This is a genomic window from Streptomyces sp. NPDC093071 (genome assembly GCF_044754545.1).
Classification (GTDB): domain Bacteria; phylum Actinomycetota; class Actinomycetes; order Streptomycetales; family Streptomycetaceae; genus Streptomyces.
Window position 1 is genome coordinate 37,781 of sequence record NZ_JBIVPH010000001.1, and the last position, 17,298, is coordinate 55,078.

At 73.8% G+C, this 17,298-nt stretch carries 18 protein-coding genes; 8 read left to right on the forward strand and 10 right to left on the reverse strand.

Annotated features, from left to right (window positions below; translation table 11 throughout):
• Window positions 1-29: 29 nt before the first annotated feature.
• A complete protein-coding gene (locus ACIQD7_RS00160; RefSeq protein WP_402437862.1) occupies window positions 30-995 on the reverse strand; it encodes a pirin family protein in 966 nt (321 codons plus the stop codon).
• 172 nt (window positions 996-1,167) lie between these two features.
• Here ACIQD7_RS00160 and ACIQD7_RS00165 point away from each other — a divergent pair, with 172 nt between their 5' ends.
• The 3 genes from ACIQD7_RS00165 (at window position 1,168) to ACIQD7_RS00175 (ending at window position 2,713) form a co-directional block, all read left to right on the forward strand.
• Window positions 1,168-1,512: a tetratricopeptide repeat protein gene (locus ACIQD7_RS00165; RefSeq protein WP_121829225.1), complete on the forward strand. Its 345-nt coding sequence runs from the start codon at window positions 1,168-1,170 to the stop codon at window positions 1,510-1,512.
• A gap of 52 nt (window positions 1,513-1,564) precedes the next feature.
• Window positions 1,565-1,969, forward strand: a complete 405-nt coding sequence (locus tag ACIQD7_RS00170; RefSeq protein WP_402437865.1) for a DUF6153 family protein — start codon at window positions 1,565-1,567, stop codon at window positions 1,967-1,969.
• Window positions 1,970-2,068: 99 nt separating this feature from the next.
• Entirely contained in the window at window positions 2,069-2,713 is a 645-nt protein-coding gene (locus tag ACIQD7_RS00175) for a DUF305 domain-containing protein (protein ID WP_402439648.1), read from the forward strand.
• 27 nt (window positions 2,714-2,740) lie between these two features.
• Here the strand turns inward: ACIQD7_RS00175 and ACIQD7_RS00180 are convergent, their stop codons facing one another.
• From ACIQD7_RS00180 to ACIQD7_RS00190, 3 genes are all read right to left on the reverse strand, one after another.
• Window positions 2,741-4,396 (reverse strand): TROVE domain-containing protein, encoded by a 1,656-nt coding sequence (locus tag ACIQD7_RS00180; RefSeq protein WP_402439650.1) that lies wholly within the window; start codon window positions 4,394-4,396, stop codon window positions 2,741-2,743.
• Window positions 4,397-4,704: 308 nt separating this feature from the next.
• Window positions 4,705-6,366: an amidohydrolase gene (locus tag ACIQD7_RS00185; RefSeq protein WP_402437868.1), complete on the reverse strand. Its 1,662-nt coding sequence runs from the start codon at window positions 6,364-6,366 to the stop codon at window positions 4,705-4,707.
• A gap of 96 nt (window positions 6,367-6,462) precedes the next feature.
• Complete coding sequence (locus ACIQD7_RS00190; RefSeq protein ID WP_402437871.1) at window positions 6,463-7,878, reverse strand: purine-cytosine permease family protein; 1,416 nt, start codon at window positions 7,876-7,878, stop codon at window positions 6,463-6,465.
• A gap of 198 nt (window positions 7,879-8,076) precedes the next feature.
• Here ACIQD7_RS00190 and ACIQD7_RS00195 point away from each other — a divergent pair, with 198 nt between their 5' ends.
• Window positions 8,077-8,694, forward strand: a complete 618-nt coding sequence (locus ACIQD7_RS00195) for a TetR/AcrR family transcriptional regulator (protein ID WP_402437873.1) — start codon at window positions 8,077-8,079, stop codon at window positions 8,692-8,694.
• 19 nt (window positions 8,695-8,713) lie between these two features.
• Here the strand turns inward: ACIQD7_RS00195 and ACIQD7_RS00200 are convergent, their stop codons facing one another.
• Together ACIQD7_RS00200 and ACIQD7_RS00205 are read right to left on the reverse strand one after the other, a co-directional pair.
• On the reverse strand, window positions 8,714-9,559 hold the full coding sequence (locus tag ACIQD7_RS00200; protein WP_402437876.1) for an alpha/beta fold hydrolase: 846 nt from the start codon (window positions 9,557-9,559) through the stop codon (window positions 8,714-8,716).
• 177 nt (window positions 9,560-9,736) lie between these two features.
• Entirely contained in the window at window positions 9,737-11,176 is a 1,440-nt protein-coding gene (locus tag ACIQD7_RS00205) for a dihydrolipoyl dehydrogenase family protein (protein ID WP_402437879.1), read from the reverse strand.
• Window positions 11,177-11,291: 115 nt separating this feature from the next.
• On the opposite strand from ACIQD7_RS00205, the gene trxA reads away from it, so the two are divergent.
• The gene (gene trxA / locus ACIQD7_RS00210; RefSeq protein WP_121829231.1) at window positions 11,292-11,672 is read left to right on the forward strand and encodes a thioredoxin; all 381 of its coding nucleotides are present in this window, start codon (window positions 11,292-11,294) and stop codon (window positions 11,670-11,672) included.
• 64 nt (window positions 11,673-11,736) lie between these two features.
• Here trxA and ACIQD7_RS00215 read toward each other — a convergent pair whose 3' ends face one another.
• Window positions 11,737-12,921, reverse strand: a complete 1,185-nt coding sequence (locus ACIQD7_RS00215; protein ID WP_402437882.1) for a thiolase family protein — start codon at window positions 12,919-12,921, stop codon at window positions 11,737-11,739.
• A gap of 171 nt (window positions 12,922-13,092) precedes the next feature.
• Window positions 13,093-13,356 (reverse strand): hypothetical protein, encoded by a 264-nt coding sequence (locus ACIQD7_RS00220; RefSeq protein WP_381438971.1) that lies wholly within the window; start codon window positions 13,354-13,356, stop codon window positions 13,093-13,095.
• Window positions 13,357-13,519: 163 nt separating this feature from the next.
• On the opposite strand from ACIQD7_RS00220, the gene ACIQD7_RS00225 reads away from it, so the two are divergent.
• From ACIQD7_RS00225 to ACIQD7_RS00235, 3 genes are all read left to right on the forward strand, one after another.
• Entirely contained in the window at window positions 13,520-14,227 is a 708-nt protein-coding gene (locus ACIQD7_RS00225) for an alpha/beta fold hydrolase (RefSeq protein WP_121829233.1), read from the forward strand.
• Window positions 14,228-14,241: 14 nt separating this feature from the next.
• A complete protein-coding gene (locus tag ACIQD7_RS00230; RefSeq protein ID WP_121829234.1) occupies window positions 14,242-14,472 on the forward strand; it encodes a hypothetical protein in 231 nt (76 codons plus the stop codon).
• 82 nt (window positions 14,473-14,554) lie between these two features.
• The gene (locus tag ACIQD7_RS00235; protein ID WP_402437887.1) at window positions 14,555-15,982 is read left to right on the forward strand and encodes an SPFH domain-containing protein; all 1,428 of its coding nucleotides are present in this window, start codon (window positions 14,555-14,557) and stop codon (window positions 15,980-15,982) included.
• Between the two features lie 138 nt (window positions 15,983-16,120).
• Here ACIQD7_RS00235 and ACIQD7_RS00240 read toward each other — a convergent pair whose 3' ends face one another.
• On the reverse strand, window positions 16,121-16,288 hold the full coding sequence (locus tag ACIQD7_RS00240) for a hypothetical protein (protein WP_163013778.1): 168 nt from the start codon (window positions 16,286-16,288) through the stop codon (window positions 16,121-16,123).
• A 77-nt stretch (window positions 16,289-16,365) separates the two neighbouring features.
• Window positions 16,366-17,196, reverse strand: coding sequence for a TIGR02452 family protein (locus ACIQD7_RS00245; protein WP_402437890.1), 831 nt, complete (start codon window positions 17,194-17,196; stop codon window positions 16,366-16,368).
• Window positions 17,197-17,298: the final 102 nt, after the last annotated feature.

The window sequence follows — 17,298 nt, forward strand, 5'->3', positions numbered from 1 at the left end:
TGGCCGGACCAACCCTAGATCTCCCCAGGTCAGCGCACCCGTCCACGCGGTTTCAGCGGGGTGATGGGCAGCGCCGGGGCGGACAGGCGGGCGCCGTCGTAGCCGTGCACCTCGCCGAACCGTGAGCCCTTCTCCCAGTCGTTTCGCGCCTGTACGATCTCCTCACCGGATCGGCCGACGAAGTTCCACCACATGACGATCTCCTCGGCGAAGGGCTCGCCGCCGAGGAGCATCAGGCCCGCGTCCGAGAGGGCGTGGAGGGGGAGTTCAGTGCGGCCGCAGCCGAGGTAGAGCATCGAGCCGGGGAGGACGGGTACGCCGTCGACGCGGGCCTCGCCGGACATGGCGAGGACGGCGTACTCGAAGTCGGGGTCCAGAGGGAGGTTCGTCTCGGCGCCGGCCGTGAGGGCGAGGTCGGCGCCGACGATCGGGGTGTACGCGGTGCCCGGCGAGGCGGTGCCGTCGAGGGAGCCCAGGACCACCGTGGCCGTGAGGCCGGGGGCGGTGACGCGGGGCAGGTCGGCGTGGTGTTCGAAGTGGGGTTCCACGTGCCGGTGGGCCTCGGGGAGGGCGACCCAGAGCTGGGCGCCGTGCAGGAAGCGGGCGTGCGGCCGGGGGCTCTCCTCGGAGTGGGAGATGGCCCGTCCCGAGGTCATCAGGCCCAGTTCGCGCGGGCGGATGGTCTGGAGACTGCCGGTGGAGTCCCGGTGCAGCACCTCGCCCTCGTGGAGCCAGCTGACGGTCTGGAGCCCGGTGTGGGGGTGGGGCGGGACCTGCATCCCGGGCTCGTCGGCGATGTCGTCGGGGCCGTAGTGGTCGACGAAGACCCACGCGCCGACCATCCGCCGCCCCAGGTTGGGGAGCAGCCGGCGGACCTCGGTCGATTCGCCGAGCCGGACGTGGCGGGGCGCGAGGAGTTCCCGTACCGGCTCGGCGACGACGAAGCCGCGTCCGCCGCAGACGGTCGGCACGGCCTGGCGGTCGAGATTGCTCATGGCGCCCAACCTATTCCGGTCCGGGGGCCGTGGGGCGTGACGCTCCGGTGGGGCCGCGAGAAGTCGGGGAGCCGTCGGGGATATTTAGTGGAATGTTCAATCACATGGGCTTGTTGGACCGGTCGACCGCCCCGCACGGCGGCGGGTCCGGAGCTTCGGAAGGGAAGAGCTGGTGAGCGACACGTACTACGAGTTCGGCACGGCCGGGGAGCGCTGGGACCGGGCACGGCTGTTCTTCGACGCGAAGGAGTACGGGACCGCCGTCCGCATCCTGCGCGGCCTCGTCGCCGAGCACCCGGACCAGACGGCCCAGCGGTTGCTCCTCGCCCGGGCGTACTACCACTCCGCCCGGCTCTCCCTGGCCGAGGCCGAGCTGCGCGCGATCCTGGAGCGCGACCCGGTCGAGCACTACGCGCGGCTGATGCTCGGGCGCACGCTGGAGCGGCAGGGGCGTCCGGAGGAGGCCGCGCCGCATCTGCGGATGGCCGCCGCCATGACGGGCGAGACCGTGTCCTGACGAGTTCTTGATACCCCTCCACGGTATATTCGCCGGTCGGGAGGTCCTGGCTGTGCGTACACATCGGGCGGAACGCGGTCGACGAGCAGGAGGTGCCACGGCGCACCTCCTGCTCGTCGTCGTGCTCGCGCTCGGCGTGTTCCTGATGCACACCACGGGCCATCCCGAGGGTTCCGGTGGCGGTACGCACACCGCCACCGCCTCCACCGCCGTCCCTCCCGCGCACGACGGCGGGAGCCCCGACACCCGGCACGAGCCCGGTGCGGGGATGGACATGACCACCCTGTGCGTGGCCGTCCTCGGCGTCTGGCTGCTGGCTCGGCTCGTCCTGGCCGCCCTCGGACACGGGCCCGAGCGGCTCGTTCCCCTTCTCGCGCGGCTCGCGCACGTACGGGTTCCGCACGCCCCGCCCCGTCGTCCTCCCGACCTCGCGCTGCTGTCCGTCCTGCGGATATAGACCGTCCCCCTCCCACGGGCACCCCGTACCGCCCGTGGGCCTCTCCGGCCTGCCCTTTTCCGTACGTACGAACAAGCACACGAGGTAACAACCATGCACATGCGTGCCTTCGCGCACCGCGCCACCCGGGCGTCCGTCCTCGTCGGCGCCGCCGCCGCGACCGGGCTCCTGCTCACCGCCTGCGGCGCGGACGACACCGCCCCGTCGGCGTCCGCCTCCCCGTCGGCCACGGCCGCCGCGCCCGGTTCCGCCGCTTCGCAGGCGCCCGCTCCGGGGCCCTTCAACGACGCGGACGTCATGTTCGCGCAGATGATGATCCCCCACCACGAGCAGGCCCTGGAGATGGCGCGGCTCGCCGACGGCCGGGCCGAGGACCCCGGCGTCAAGAGGCTGGTCGCCGCGATCGAGCGGGCCCAGGACCCGGAGATCCGGACGATGCGGGCCTGGCTCAAGGGCTGGGGCAGGCCCGAGTCCGCCGGTCACGGGAACGGTCACGGCTCCGGCTCCGGCATGGCCGGGATGATGTCCGAGCAGGACATGAAGGGCCTGGCGGCCGCCGAGGGCAAGGAGTTCGACCGCGCCTTCGCCGAGCTGATGATCGCCCACCACGAGGGTGCGGTGACCATGGCGGAGGAGGAGCGGAGCAAGGGCCTCAACCCCACGGCCAAGAAGCTCGCCGACGACGTCGTACGGACCCAGTCCACCGAGATCGCCGAGCTGCGGAAGGTCCTCGACCGGCTCTGATCGCCCCTTCCACCGTCCCCGGACCGGCTACGTCGGCCCGGGGACGGTCCACGGCCAGGTGCCGTCCCGGCCGGCCTCGATGAGGCCGACCATGCGGAACGCGGCGTCCGTGAGGCCGCCGAAGGTGTGCCGGTGCGGGCCCGTGGGGCCGTGGGCGGGGCGGTAGCCCGCCAGGTTCCAGGTGTAGACCGGGACCTCGGCGGGGACCGCCCCGGCCGGGTCGCCCGGTTCGTGGTAGGCGGTCTGCTCGTCGGTGACGATCAGGACGCGGTCGTGCCCCCGGTAGTGGGTGCGCACCGCCTTGCCGGTGTAGGTGCCGCCGAGGCGGTGGAAACGCTCCAGGATCCCGAGCACCGGCTCGCCCCGCGTGAACGGCACCTCCTTGCTGTTCCAGCCGAACTCCACCAGGTCCGCCCCTTCGGCGCGCAGGGCCAGGGCGGCGCCGAAGACGGCCGCCGCGTCCGCCCGGGTCAGCTTCGACCGCTCGGAGACGGTGTCCCAGAACATGGAGTCGGACCGGTCCACCAGGATCAGGGTCCGGCCGGGCAGGGCGGGCACGTTGGCCAGGGAGTGGCCCAGGGCCTCTTCGAGGGCGGCCGCCCAGCGCTCGGAGGGGGCGTGCCGGTGGGCGGCCAGGTAGCGGAAGGGGAACTGCCGGGAGCGGGCGACCTCGACGGGGTCCGCGAGGCGTGCGGCGACCTCGGCGGCGGTCCCGTCCGAGACCCCCGCCCCGTCGAAGTTCCGCAGGTTCCGCAGGAGGGCCATCGGTCCCATCGAGGGGATGACGGCCTCCCAGACGGGGGCGTCCAGGGGTCCGTGGAGCCAGCCGGCCAGGGCCTCCCAGGTCATGCCGGCGGCTGCCAGGCGTTCGGCGCCGCCCGGCCCGGTCACCACGGCCCGCCGCTCCCCCGCTGGCAGCTCCATCAGCTCCCGGTGCGCGGTGAGCAGCCGGTCGGAGGCCGGCGGGAGCGCCCGCTCGGGGTGGTGGCGGCGGTCCAGGGCGTACTGGAAGAGGGCGCCCTGCCAGGGCTTGTCCGGGTCGGGGGTGGCGTGGGTCAGGTTGAGGACGTCGCCGAAGCGGAACTCCCTGGACGGGGTGTCGTACTTGAGCAGGGACCGGGACGAGTACAGCCGGCGTACGGCGTCGGCGACGCCCCGCTTCACGGGCTGCGGCACGTTCCGTCCGTACGTGGACGTCCAGTGGGCGAGCAGTTCCCCGGGCTCGTCGGCGCGCTGGAGCACGGAGTCGATCACGGACCGGTTGGACGGGGCGGTCGGCCTCCCGGGCCCTCCGGACTCCCCTGACACCCCGGACCCTTCGGGCCCCTCGGTCGTCCCGGGCCCCTCCGTCGCCCCGACCCTCTCGGTCGCCCCGGCCCCGAGCCGGGCCCGTACGTACGCGGCGGCGCCCACCAGGGACGCCGAGCGCATGTTGCCCTCGGCGCGCAGCCAGCGCAGCAGGCCGGCCGTCCAGACGGGGTCCTCGACGGCGAGTTCGCCCACGAGGCGTACGTACCGCTCGTCGCGCTCCTCGCCGCTCTCGTAGAAGGTCCGTTGGGAGACGAAGTTGCCGACGGCCAGCAGGAAGAGTTCCTCGCGGGGCTCCCGGGCGAAGGCCGGGCCGCCCTCGTGGGTGCGGGGGCCCCACGGAAGGGGCGTGAAGCGGTTGTTCGGGCGGGGCATGGCGCGGGCGGCCGCCGAGACGTGCGGGGCCACGAGCATCTCGGGCCAGACCTTGGACACGCGTCGGATGTGACGACGAGGCAGGGAATCCCCCAGGATCCGAGGAAGACGGAAGGCCCCCGGCACGGAGGACGGCCGGGGCGAGGGCGACCGCGCTTCCCGAGATCAGAGGTGGCGGCGGCGTCACTTGGGTGTCAGAAGGAAGGAGCCGCAGCCGAGCGCACCGGGAGCGCGGACGCACCGCCACCGTAGACCGCCCGCCGGATCGCGCGCCAGCGATTAAACGGCGGGCCGTCCCGGCGGCCCGGTCACTCCCCCGCGCGGCGCTCCACGACCACTTCGCCGCCCACCACGACCGTCTCCGCGACGGTGCCGGGGATGTCCTCGGGGGCGATGCGGAGGATGTCGCGGGAAAGGACGACGAAGTCGGCCAGCTTGCCCACGGTCAGGGAACCGCGCTCGTGCTCAAGGAAGTTGGCGTACGCCGAGCCCCTCGTGTAGCCCTCGACGGCGGTGGCGACGTCGAGGGTCTCGCCGGCCGTCCAGGCCTCGCCGCCGCCGGGCGGGCGGCGGGTGACGGCGGCGTGGATGCCGACCATGGGGTCCATCTCGGCGACGTTCCAGTCGCTGGAGAGGGCGAGGACCGCGCCGGCCTCGTGCAGGCTGCGCAGCGGCCAGGCCTTGTGCCAGCGGTCGGGGCCGACGTTCTCCGCCCAGTCCTGGCCCGGTCCCGCGATGTCGGGGGCCGCGTGCCGGGGCTGCATACAGGCGACGACGCCGAGTGCGGCGAAGCGCGGGGTGTCCTCGGGGTCGAGGCACTCGACGTGGACGACCTGGTGGCGCGCGTCGCGCGGTCCGTTGACGGCGCGGGCGCGCTCGACGGCGTCGAGGACGGTGCGGATGCCCCGGTCGCCGGTGGCGTGGACGAAGCACTGGAAGCCGCGCGCGTCGAGCCGGGTGAGCAGCTCGGCGAACTCCTCCGGCGGGTAGAAGGTGTCGCCCCGGTGGTGGGAGCAGCCCGCGTACGGCTCCAGGAGGGCGGCGGTGCGGGGCTCGACGACGTCGTCGATGTACAGCTTGAGCGGGCCGACCCGCAGCCGGTCGTCGTCGTGCGCGGCGGCCGCCGCCGCGAAGGCGTCGAGGTCGGCCCCGGTGGTGCCGCGCGGGTGGAAGAGGGCGGCGACGATCCGGGAGCGCAGCCGGCCCTCGGCGCGGGCGCGCGCGAAGAGGGCGAGGTCGTCCAGGGAGTTCTGCGGTTCGACGACGGTGGTGATGCCGAAGCCGATGGCGTCGTCCAGGCTCTTGGCGAGCCGTCCGTACTGGCGGTCGGGCGAGGCCCAGGGCAGGCCGAGGTCGCGCAGGGCGCGGTGGCCGTCGCGGGAGAGGCCCTTGACGGCGAAGTCCTTGACGAATCCGGTGGGTTCGCCGGTCGCCGGGTCGGTGACGGCCCGGCCGAAGGGCAGGTCCGTGTGGTCGCGGTCGACGCCGAGGCGCTTGAGGGCGGCGGTGTTCAGCCAGGCGGTGTGGACGTCGTAGCTGAGGACGAGGGCGGGGGTGTCGCCGGTGGCCGGGTCGAGGTCGGCGGCGGTGGGCATCCGTCCGCCGGGCACGGCCGAGTAGTCGAAGGCCTCGGCCTCGATCCACTCGGCGTCCGGGTGCGCCGCGTGCCAGGTGCGGATCCGCTCGTGGATCGCGTCGAGGGTACGGGCGCCGGCGAGCTGGACGCAGGCGTCGTCGGAGCCGAGGCGGACGTGGTTGTGGGCGTCGACGAAGCCGGGCAGGACGAGCCGTCCTCCGGCGTCGAGGACGCGGGTGCCGGGTCCGGTCCAGGCGGCGGCCCCGTCGTCGGAGCCGATCCAGACGATCCGCCCGTCACGGGCGGCGAGGGCCTGGGCCTCGGGGAGGTCCGGGTCGACGGTGTGGATCCGGGCGCCGGTGAGGACGAGGTCGGCGGGGGCGGTGCTGTTCATGCGGGGTGGCTCCATGACGTACGGGAGGGGTGGGGGCGCGGTGGCGGTCAAGGGCGGCAGGGTGCGGTGGCGGCCAGGTGAGGGGTGCGGTGGCGGTCAGGGGCGGTGCGGGGCGACGCGCCCGCGGGCGAGGAGCACGTACACCAGGGCGGAGACGACCGCGCCGAGCAGGGTGAGGTCCGCGCCGCCGAGCGGGGCGACCAGGGGGCCGGTCCACAGTTCGGAGTCGCAGGTCAGGGCGGAGAAGGCGAGGCCCGCGAGGAGGGCGGTGAGACCGGCCGGGTGCCAGCCGGAGCGGTACCAGTAGGGGCCGCCGGTGTCCGCGTGCAGTCCGGCGGAGTCGTAGGCGCAGCGGCGCAGCACCATGTCGGCGAGGAAGACGCCGCCCCAGGGGGCGAAGACGATGATCAGGAGGGAGAGGAAGGAGAGGAGGGAGGTGGTGAAGTCGGTGAGGAAGAGGGCGCCGAGGGAGCCCGCGGCGGTGACGGCGGCGCTGATGACGATGGCGCGGGCCCGGCTCCAGGGGATGCCGAGGACCTGGAGGTTCAGGCTCGACGAGTAGAGCGTGATGATCGAGTTGGTGACGGAGCCGCCGAGGACCAGGGCGAGGAAGAGCGGCTGGAACCAGCCGGGCAGCAGGCCTTCGGCGCCCGCGACGGCGTCGGTCATGTCGGCCTGGGTCGCGGCGGCCGCGCCGGCGACCCCCAGGGCGACGGAGGAGAGGAAGCCGCCGAGGGCCGCGCTGCGGGTGACGGCCTTGAGGGAGGTCGTGCGGGGCAGGTAGCGGGTGTAGTCGGCGGGCATCGGGAGGTACGAGAAGGGGCCCGCGAGCACGACGACGAAGGCGAGGCTCCATGCCTGGGCGCCGGGCGCGGCGGCGGGGGCGGAGGTGTCGGCGCCGGGCAGGACGAGGACGACCAGGGCGGCGAAGCCGACGGCGAGGACGTACGCCATCCAGCGTTCGGCGAACTGGACGGTGGCGTGGCCCCAGAGGGCGACGGCGAAGGTCAGCGCGAGGGTGACGGCGAGGGAGAGGGCGCGGGGGGCGTGCCCGCCGCTCCAGCCGAGGTCGGCGAGGAAGGCTTCGAGGGCGAGGGTGCCGACCACCGTGTTCACGACGGTGTAGCCGATGCTGACGATCCAGTTGAGGAGGCCGGCGGGCCAGTTGCCCCGGCGGCCGAAGGCGGCGCGGGAGACGACGAGCGTGGCGGTGCCGGTGCGCACGCCGCTGAGGCCTGCCGCGCCGATGGCGAGGAAGGCGAGGCCGCCGATCACGACGACGGCGGTGGCCTGCCAGAAGGAGAGCCCGAAGGCGACGGCGAGGGCGCCGTTGATGACGTAGGTGAAGGTGAGGTTGGAGCCGAACCAGAGCCAGAAGACGTCCTTGGCGCTGCCGTGGCGTTCGGCGTCGGGTATGGGGTCGATCCCGTGTTCCTCCACCTGGAACACCTCGTCGCGGCCCGTGGTCCGCGCGGTTCCCGTGGTCACGGTCGCCGTCTCGTGTCCGAGCACACCGCACTCCTGTCTTGAATGCCGTTCTAAGTTTTAGAACGGCATTCAAGATGTGCGAAAGGTTCCGGCCACGTCAAGACCTTCGGAGGTTGCGGTTAGGGTCGACCCGTACAGCCCGGATCCGTACGGGGCGGATCCGGTCACGAGGGATCCGCGCGCGGCGGAGACGGACGGAAGAGCGGGACGGGGACGGCGGCGGTGGCAGGCACGGCACGACGGCGGGACGGACACGTCACCCAGGAGCGGATGCTGGAGGAGGCCATGGCCGCGATCGCCGAGGACGGCCTCGCCTCCCTCACCATGTCGGCGCTCGCGGAGCGGCTCGGCACGAGCGGCGGCCACATCCTGTACTACTTCGGCAGCAAGGACCTGCTGCTGCTCGCCGCCCTCCGGTGGAGCGAGGCGGCGCTCGCCGAGGAGCGCCGCGCGCTGCTCGGCCGGCGGGTCGCGGCCGAGCGCAAACTGGACCTCTTCCTGAAGCTCTACCTGCCGCGCGGGCCCCGCGACCCGCGCTGGACGCTGTGGATCGAGCTCTGGGCCCGCGCGGCCGGGAACGACGCGCTGCGCGAGGCCCAGGTCGAGCTGGACCGGGGCTGGCAGGAGGACCTGGAGGCCCTGCTCGCGACGGGTGTCGCGCGGAAGCGCTTCGCCCCGCTGGACACCGCGACCCGGGCCTCCGAACTCCTCGCTCTGCTCGACGGGTTGAGCACCCGGGTGGTCCTGGGCCAGGACGCCGGGGCCGCCCTGGAGGTCGCCCGCTCGGCGGCGGGCACGCTGATCCCTCCGTACGTCCCGGAGGACGACGGCGGCCGGTGAACCCCCGGCGGCCCCTTGGTCAGCGGGTGGCCTTCGCCGCCTGCCGGATCAGGCGGGCGACGGCGTCGGGGTGGGACATCATCGCCACGTGCGAGGAGTCGATCTCCACGGTGCGGGACTTCGCGCGCCGCGCCTCGAACCGCTCCAGGTCGGGGGCGATGGCCTTGTCCTGCCGGGCGACGAGGAACCAGGACGGGATCGTCTTCCAGGCCGCCGCGGTCGCCTTCTCCGCGAACCCGGCGGCCGCCGCGGGCCGCTGCGCGGCCGCCATGACCCGGGTCCGCTCCCGGGGCAGATCGGCGGCGAAGACGTCGTGGAACCTATCGTTCCTGATGTACAGGTCCGTTCCCGAGCCGGTGGCGTCGGTGTACGGGACGGGCCGGAGGGCCGGGTCCAGTTCGCTGCCGGAGAACTTGGCGGACAGCTCGGCGAGGGACTCGCCCTTGTCGGGCATGAACGCGGCGACGTAGACGAGCGCCTTGACCCGGGGGTTGCCCGCCGCCGCGCTACTGATGACCGCGCCGCCGTAGGAGTGCCCGACCAGGACGATCGGGCCCTCGATGCTCCTGAGGACACTGGCGAGGTACGTGGAGTCGTTGCCCAGGCCCCGCAGCGGGTTGGCCGGGGCCACGACCTCGTAGCCGTCGCGCTGGAGCCGCCCGGTCACGTCGTCCCAGCCGGAGGCGTCCGCGAACGCCCCGTGCACCAGCACCACTGTCGGCTTCTCGCCGCTCCCGCCGCCCGCGGCGGGTCCCCCGGCCGCGGCGGGTCCGGCGGTGAGTGCGGTGGCGGTCAGCAGGAGGACGGTGGTGCCGGCCCGGAGGGCGCGGCGGCGGGGGATACGGCGACGGGCGGACGCGGTCATGCTGCTCTCGTTCCTGGAGGAGGGGGTTTCCTGTGGGGTACTGCCGGACCCAGCTTCGGCGGGGCCGGGACCGTACGGCGCGCTGCCGGGAGCAGGGGGGTGAACGGGCGCGGCCACAAGGATGAAGCGGTGCGCCCGGGGTCGCCCGCGGCGGGCGGGGGCCCCGGGCACCGGGCCTCAGCCCCGGTAGGCCTCCAGGAGCCGCAGCCACGCCTCGCTCAGCGTCGGGTACGAGGGGACGGCGTGCCACAGGCGGGCGAGGGGGACCTCGCCGACGACCGCGACCGTCGCCGAGTGGAGGAGCTCGCCGATCCCCGGACCGACGAACGTGGCGCCGACGACGACCTCCCGGTCCAGGTCCACGACCATCCGCGCGTGGCCCCGGTAGCCCGGCGCGTAGAGGCCGGCGCCCGCGACCTGCGTCAGGTCGAGGTCCACGGCCCGGACCCGCAGCCCGGCCCGCTCCGCCTCCGCGAGGGACAGGCCGACGGCGGCCGCCTCGGGGTCGGTGAACACCACCTGCGGCACGGCGGCGTGGTCGGCCGTGGCGGCGTACGCGCCCCAGCTCCCGGGATCCGGCAGTTCCTCCCCCCGGGCCCGGGCGGCGATGGCGGCGCCCGCGATGCGGGCCTGGTACTTGCCCTGGTGGGTCAGGAGCGCGCGGTGGTTGACGTCCCCGACGGCGTAGAGCCAGTCGGTGCCGAGGACCCGGAGGCTGTCGTCGACGTCCAGCCAGGATCCCGGCTCCAGGCCGACCGTCTCCAGGCCGACGTCCTCGGTGCGCGGCGCCCGGCCGGTCGCGAAGAGCACCTCGTCGCCCTCGACGTGGTCGCCGCCCTCCAGGACCACGGTGACCGGGCCGGTGCCCCCGTCCCGTACCACCGCGGTGACCGTCGCGTCGCGGATGTCCGCGCCGCGCTCCCTCAGGGCCCCGGCCACGTGCTCGCCGACGAAGGGCTCCATGCGGGGCAGCAGGCCCCCGCCCCGTACGAGCATCGTCACCTTCGAGCCGAGGGCCTGCCAGGCGGTGGCCATCTCCGCGCCGACCACTCCCCCGCCCACCACGACGAGCCGCTCGGGCACCTGCTGGGAGGAGGTGGCCTCGCGGCTGGTCCAGGGGCGCGCTCCGGGCAGTCCGGGCAGCTCCGGCAGGACGGCGCGGCTGCCGGTGCAGACGGCGACCGCGTGCCGGGCGGCGAGCAGGTGGCGCTCGCCCTCGGGGCTCACGACCTCGACCCTGCGCGGTCCGGCGAGGCGGCCGTGGCCGCGCAGGACGCGGACGCCGATCGAGTCCAGCCAGTCGAGCTGGCCGTCGTCCTTCCAGTCGCCGACGACCTCGTTCCGGTGGGCGAGGACCGCCGCCTCGTCCAGGGGACCGCCGGCCGCCTCGCGCAGACCGGGGAGCGCGCGGGCCTCGGAGCGGGCGATCCCGGGGCGGAGCAGCGCCTTGCTGGGCATACAGGCCCAGTACGAGCACTCGCCGCCGATCAGCTCGCTCTCGACGATCGCGGCGCTCAGACCGGCCGCCCGCACCCGGTCGACGACGTTCTCGCCGACCGGTCCCGCACCCAGCACCACCACGTCGTAGACCTGCTCGTCTTCCACCACATGTGTCATGATCCCAGTCTGCGGGCAGGGGCCTGGAATAGTGCGGCTCGATACGCCGTTGTGCCCGGCGAGTCCCCCGGGGACCGTGAGGACACCACCAGGAGACCCCGAAAGGCAGGCAGGCATGAGCACCGTAGAGCTCACCAAGGACAACTTCGACGAGATCGTGAGCGACAACGAGTTCGTTCTGATCGACTTCTGGGCTTCGTGGTGCGGTCCCTGCCGTCAGTTCGGCCCGGTCTTCGAGGCGGCCTCCGAGCGCCACCAGGACCTCGTCTTCGCCAAGGTGGACACCGAGGCGCAGCAGGAGCTGGCGGCGGCGTTCGAGATCCAGTCGATCCCGACCCTGATGATCGTGCGCGACAAGGTGGCCGTGTTCGCGCAGCCGGGCGCGCTGCCGGAGGCCGCCCTGGAGGACCTCATCGGCCAGGCGCGGAAGCTGGACATGGACGAGGTGCGCAAGTCCGTCGCGGACGCGCAGGCCCAGGGGAACGCGCAGCAGTAGCGGACCTGGCGGAGAGGGGTACGGGAAGGCTTCCCGTACCCCTCTCCGGCGTGTCCGGGCGGTCTCAGCGCTCCAGGACCAGCGCCAGGCCCTGGCCGACGCCGATGCAGAGCGCGGCGAGGCCGGTGCCGGAGCCGGCCGCCGCGAGCTGGTGGGCCACGGACCCGGCCAGGCGGGCGCCGGACGCGCCCAGCGGGTGGCCGATCGCGACGGCTCCGCCTCGCGGGTTGACGATCTCGGGGTCGAGTTCCGGCCACTCGGCGAGGCAGCCGAGCGCCTGGGCCGCGAAGGCCTCGTTGAGCTCGAAGGTCCGCAGGTCGGCGAAGGAGCGTCCGGCCTTCCCCAGGGCCCGGTGGACCGCCTCGACCGGGCCGAGGCCGAAGAGCTGGGGTTCGACGCCGGTGACGGCGGAGGTGCGGATGCGGGCGAGCGGCTCGCGGCCGGTCTCGCGCAGCCCCTCCTCGTCGACGAGGAGCAGGGCGGCGGCGCCGTCGTTGAGTGGGGAGGCGTTGCCCGCCGTGACGGTGCCGCCCTGGGGGCGGAAGGAGGGCTTGAGCTTGGCGAGGGCCTCCGGGGTGCTGTCCCGGATCGACTCGTCGCGGGTCAGGTCCACGTCGGGGTAGGGCACGACCTCGTCGTCGTACAGTCCCTTCGCCCAGGCCTCGGCGGCCTTGCGGTGGCTGGCGAGGGCGAAGGCGTCCTGTCGCTCGCGGGTGATGCCGTGCTTGTCGGCGATCAGCTCGGCGCCCTCGCCGAGGGAGACCGTCCACTCGGCGGGCATCCGCGGGTTGGTCATGCGCCAGCCGAGCGTCGTGGAGTGGAGCTGCTGGTGGCCGGCGGGGAAGGCCCGCTCGGGCTTCTGGAGGACCCAGGGGGCACGGGACATCGACTCGACGCCGCCGGCGATCGCCACGGAGGCGTCCCCGAGCGCGATGGCGCGGGCCGCCTGGATCACGGCCTCCAGGCCGGAGCCGCAGAGGCGGTTGACGGTGACGCCGGGGACGGTGACGGGCAGCCCGGCGAGCAGGACGGCCATCCGGGCCACGTCGCGGTTGTCCTCGCCCGCGCCGTTGGCGTCGCCGAAGTAGACGTCGTCGACGCGGGCCGGGTCGAGCGCGGGCGAGCGGTCGACGAGCGCCCGCACGACATGGGCCGCGAGGTCGTCGGGGCGCACGGAGGCGAGGGCGCCCCCGAACTTCCCGATCGGGGTGCGGACGGCGTCGACGATGTAGACGTCGCGGATGCTCATCGGTTCTCTCCCACGTGACCTTCGGAACGACTCTGTTCGTCTGTTCGCCCGGCGGGACCGTTCTCGTCCGACCGGGCGCGCAGAGTCTCTGCCCGGCGGCCCGCCCTGTCAACGGGCCGTTTCGGGACGTAAGCGGGCAAACCGGGGCACTTCGGCGGAGGGGAGGGCGGGTCAGGGGGCGGGGCGGACCAGGGGCGTGAGGGCGTAGTCGAGTTCCCGGCCGTCGACGAGCAGCGCCTCGACGGTCCCGGTCTCGGGGTCGATGTCGGCCCTGATGCCGTGTCCCTCGTAGATCGGGTAGCCGGACTCGCCGTGGTGTCCGGTGGCCTCCACGACGGCCGAGCGGACGGCGCTGTCCGCGACGGAGGCGCCGTGGCGGTCCTCGACGTGCTCGGGCACCAGCAGGATCTCGAATCGCTTCGGAACTGTGCTCATGGGTCGACGCTAAGCGTTCGGCCGGGCGCGCGCCGGACGACCCGCGAGGACGGCGGCCCCTCTCCGGGGCGCGGTGCCGCCGTCGTTCCCCACGGCCGTACTGTGTCGGCACCGGAGGCGCCGGCGGGGCGCTCCGGACGCGGAGAGACGGAGGGGCGGCACCGTGCGTCTGCACACCACCACGTGGGGTTCCGGGGACCGGACGGCCCTGCTCGTCCACGGCATCATGGCCGACCACCGCACCTGGCGCCGGGTCGGGCCCGCGCTCGCGGAGCGCGGGTACCGGGTGGTCGCGGTGGACCTGCGGGGGCACGGGGCGAGCGGGCGGGGCGCGGGCCCGGAGGAGTACCGGCCGGAGGACTACGCCGAGGACCTCGTGGAGACCGTGCCGGACGGCCTCGAACTGGCCGTCGGCCACTCGCTGGGGGCGCTCGTGCTGGCCCGGGCGGTGGAGCGGCTGAAGCCGGCCCGCGCGGTGTACTCCGACCCGGCCTGGCAGCTGAGGCCGGGCCCCACCGGCTACCGTGCCGAACTCTTCGTGCGCGGCAAGGAGTTGACCCGGGAGATGATCCGGGGCCTCAACCCGTCCTGGTCGGAGGAGGACGTCGACGACGAACTGGCGGCGGTACGGGTGTGGGACGAGCGGACGGCGTACGGTCTGACGCCGTCCGTGGGCACCGACCTGTGGCCGGTCCGGCCCGTCGTCCCCTCGCTCGTCACCCTCGCCGACCCGAGCCTGCTCGTCCCGCCCGGGAGCGCCCGGATGCTGGCGGAGCGCGGCTTCGAGGTCCGTACGGTGGCGAAGACCGGGCACACCGTCCACCGGGACGACTTCGACGGGTTCATGTCGGCCCTGGACGGCTGGATCTGACGTACCGTTCGGTCATGGACGACGCGTCGATGGGGACCTCGATGGTGGGACTGCTCGGCCGGGTGACCGGCACCGTGGGGCCCGGCCTCGTCGGCGAGGTGATCGTCCGGATCCGGGGCGGTGCCGAGCACTTCCTCGCCCATCCGGCCGTGCCGAAGGAGCGGATCGAGGTCGGAACGGTCGTGACTGTCATGGAACATCTCCCTCCGCGCACCGTCTACGTCACAGCCGCGTACGACGGTTGACCGAAGCGTTGAGCGGAGCCCGTCACGGGCGCACACTCCCCTCACCGGGTCCGCTCGGCTCCGGTGAAGGGGGACCTTGCCCATGGGCATCGGCATCATGGCGGGCGTCGTCGTCGGCGCCGTCGTCGTTCTGATCGCTGTCTTCAAGATGATGTGGCGCGTCGCGGAGCCCAACGAGGCGCTGATCATCTCCGGTTCCAACCACAAGAACGAGGGCCTCGGCGAGGGCATGGGGTTCCGCATCGTCACCGGGCGCGGCACCCTCGTGCTGCCCGGGGTGCAGGCGGTGCGCAAGCTCTCGCTCGACCTCAACGAGACGCAGCTGTCCGTCGAGTGCGTCACCCACCAGGGCATTCCGCTCAAGGTCCGCGGTGTGGTGATCTTCAAGGTCGGTGACGACTTCGTGTCGATCGCCAACGCCGCGCGCCGCTTCCTCGACCAGCAGAAGCTAATGAGCGAGCGGGTGCACATCGTCTTCGCCGGTCATCTCCGCGCCATCGTAGGCGGGTTGACCGTGGAGGACATGATCCGTGACCGGGAGAAGCTGACCGGGCAGGCGCGGTCGGCCTGTGGCACGGAGATGGAGAAGCTCGGGCTGATCGTCGACTCGCTCCAGATCCACGAGATCGAGGACCCGACCGGGTACATCAAGAACCTGGCCGCCCCGCACGCCGCCGCCGTCCAGCGGGACGCGCGGATCGCGCAGGCGGAGGCGAACCGGCGGGCGACCGAGGCGGAGCAGCAGGCCGCGGCGCGCATGTCGGAGGCGACCCGGGACAGCGAGATCCTCCAGGCGGGCTACCAGGCCGAGCGGGACCAGGCCTCGGCCCGGGCCCGGCAGGCCGGTCCGCTGGCCGAGGCGGCCTCGCGGCAGGAGGTCGTCGTGCAGGAGACGCGCGTCGCCGAGCTGGAGGGGCACCGCAAGGAGCAGCAGCTCCAGGCGGAGGTCCGCAAGCCGGCTGACGCGATGGCGTACGAGACCCGGACGCTGGCGGAGGCCGAGCGCGACGCCCGGATCTCGGCCGCCCAGGCCGAGGCGAAGGAGACCGAGCTGGCGAGCGCGGCCAAGGCCACGGCGACCCGGCTCACGGGCGAGGCGGAGGCGGCGGCCCAGCACGCGAAGGGCCTCGCGGTCGCGGAGGCGACGCGGGCGAAGGGTCTGGCGGAGGCCGAGGCGATCAAGGCGCGGGCGGCGGCGCTCGCGGAGAACCAGGAGGCGGTGGTCGCCCAGCAGTTGGCCGAGAAGTGGCCGGAGATCGTCTCCGCGGGCGCGTCCGCCTTCGGGAACGTGGACCAGATGGTGCTCCTGAACGGCGCCGACGGCATGGCGGACGTCTTCGCCAAGGCGCTCACCATGGGCGGCACCGGGCTCGGCCTGGCCCGGCAGTTGCTCGCCACGATGAGCCCGGCGGCGCGGGAGGAGCTGGGCGGGGTGGTGCCACCGGCGCCCCGGACGGCGAAGAGCGTGTCGGAGAGGGTGGAGGTCACGGTCCGCGACGAGGAGGAGTAGGCCCCGGAGACCGTTCGGGCCCGGCACCGTGACGGCGCCGGGCCCGGGCGGGTCCGCTCGTCGCCGAACCCTTGCTCGTGACGTCGGTGGTGAGGTCGTCGACCGTGACCTCGGTTGTGAGAGCCCAGTTGTGGGAGCTCAGTTGTGACCGAACCTGCGTTCCTTGCGGTGGCCGTGCTCCACCGCCGAGATCGGCGTCTCCCGCGCGGTGACCCGGGAGGCCTTCTCCTTCGCGGTCGCGTCGGTGCGGTGTTCGTGGCCGCCGGTGCGGGCCCCCTTGTTCACACGGGTCTGTTTCTTGCCCACGATCGTGCCTCCCGTGACGGGTTTCGGACATCGGTCCGCATCCCTTCAGCGTGGCACGCGGGCGGGGAACCCGCACGTCAGGGCGTACGGCCGAGGACCCGGGCGAAGGCGGCGAGCGTCGGCGTGCCGGAGGCGCGGTCCAGGACGGCGAAGACGACCTCCTCGAAGTGGCCGGCGAACCGGCCGTCGCCGGTGAGCAGCGCCCTGAACGCGCCCGCGACCTGCTCCGGGTCGTTCCGGAAGACCCCGCAGCCCCAGGCGCCGAGGACGAGCCGCCGGTATCCGGCCGCGGCGGCGGTCTCCAGGACGCGTTCGGCGCGGGAGGCGAGGGCCGCGGGCAGCCGGCCGGCGCGCTCGGGGGTGCTGCGGCGGACGACGCCCGCGTTGGGGGCGGGCGAGGTGAGGAAGCCGACCGTGAAGGGCTCGGCGAGCAGCTCGCCCCGGTCGTCGCGGAAGACCGGCACTTGGGGCGAGTGGATGACGCGGTCGGAGTAGAAGACGTCCCGGTCGGCGCGGTGGTGCTCGTAGTACTCGGGGGCGCGCAGCAGGGTGGCGTACAGGGCGGAGGAGCGGCAGAGGGCCTCCTCCTGGGCCTGGGCGCCGTTGAGGTAGCCGCCGCCGGGGTTGCGGGCGGAGGCGAAGTTCAGGACGGCCACCGGGCGGGTGGGGTCGGCCGAGGTCATCCGGCGGGCGGCGGCCAGGCTGCTCTCGCCGGTGACCTCCAGGACGGGCGTGCGGTCGGTGCCGGGGATGACGGCGACGGGGCCGGGGCCGTGGAGCCGGGTTCCGGCCAGGGCGGCGGCCAGGTCGTCGGCGATCGAGACGGTCCGGCCGTCCCGGGTGAGGTAGCGGCCCTCGGCGACGATCTCCTCGGTCCGGGACGCGATGCGGCGCAGTCGTGCACTCATGGGCGTAAGGATGATCGTTTCCTTCCGGCCGGGACAACGGGTTTTCGCCGGTCCGTGACCACGGCGCATGTTTCCGTGACGGCGGGGGAATCCGGACGGGCG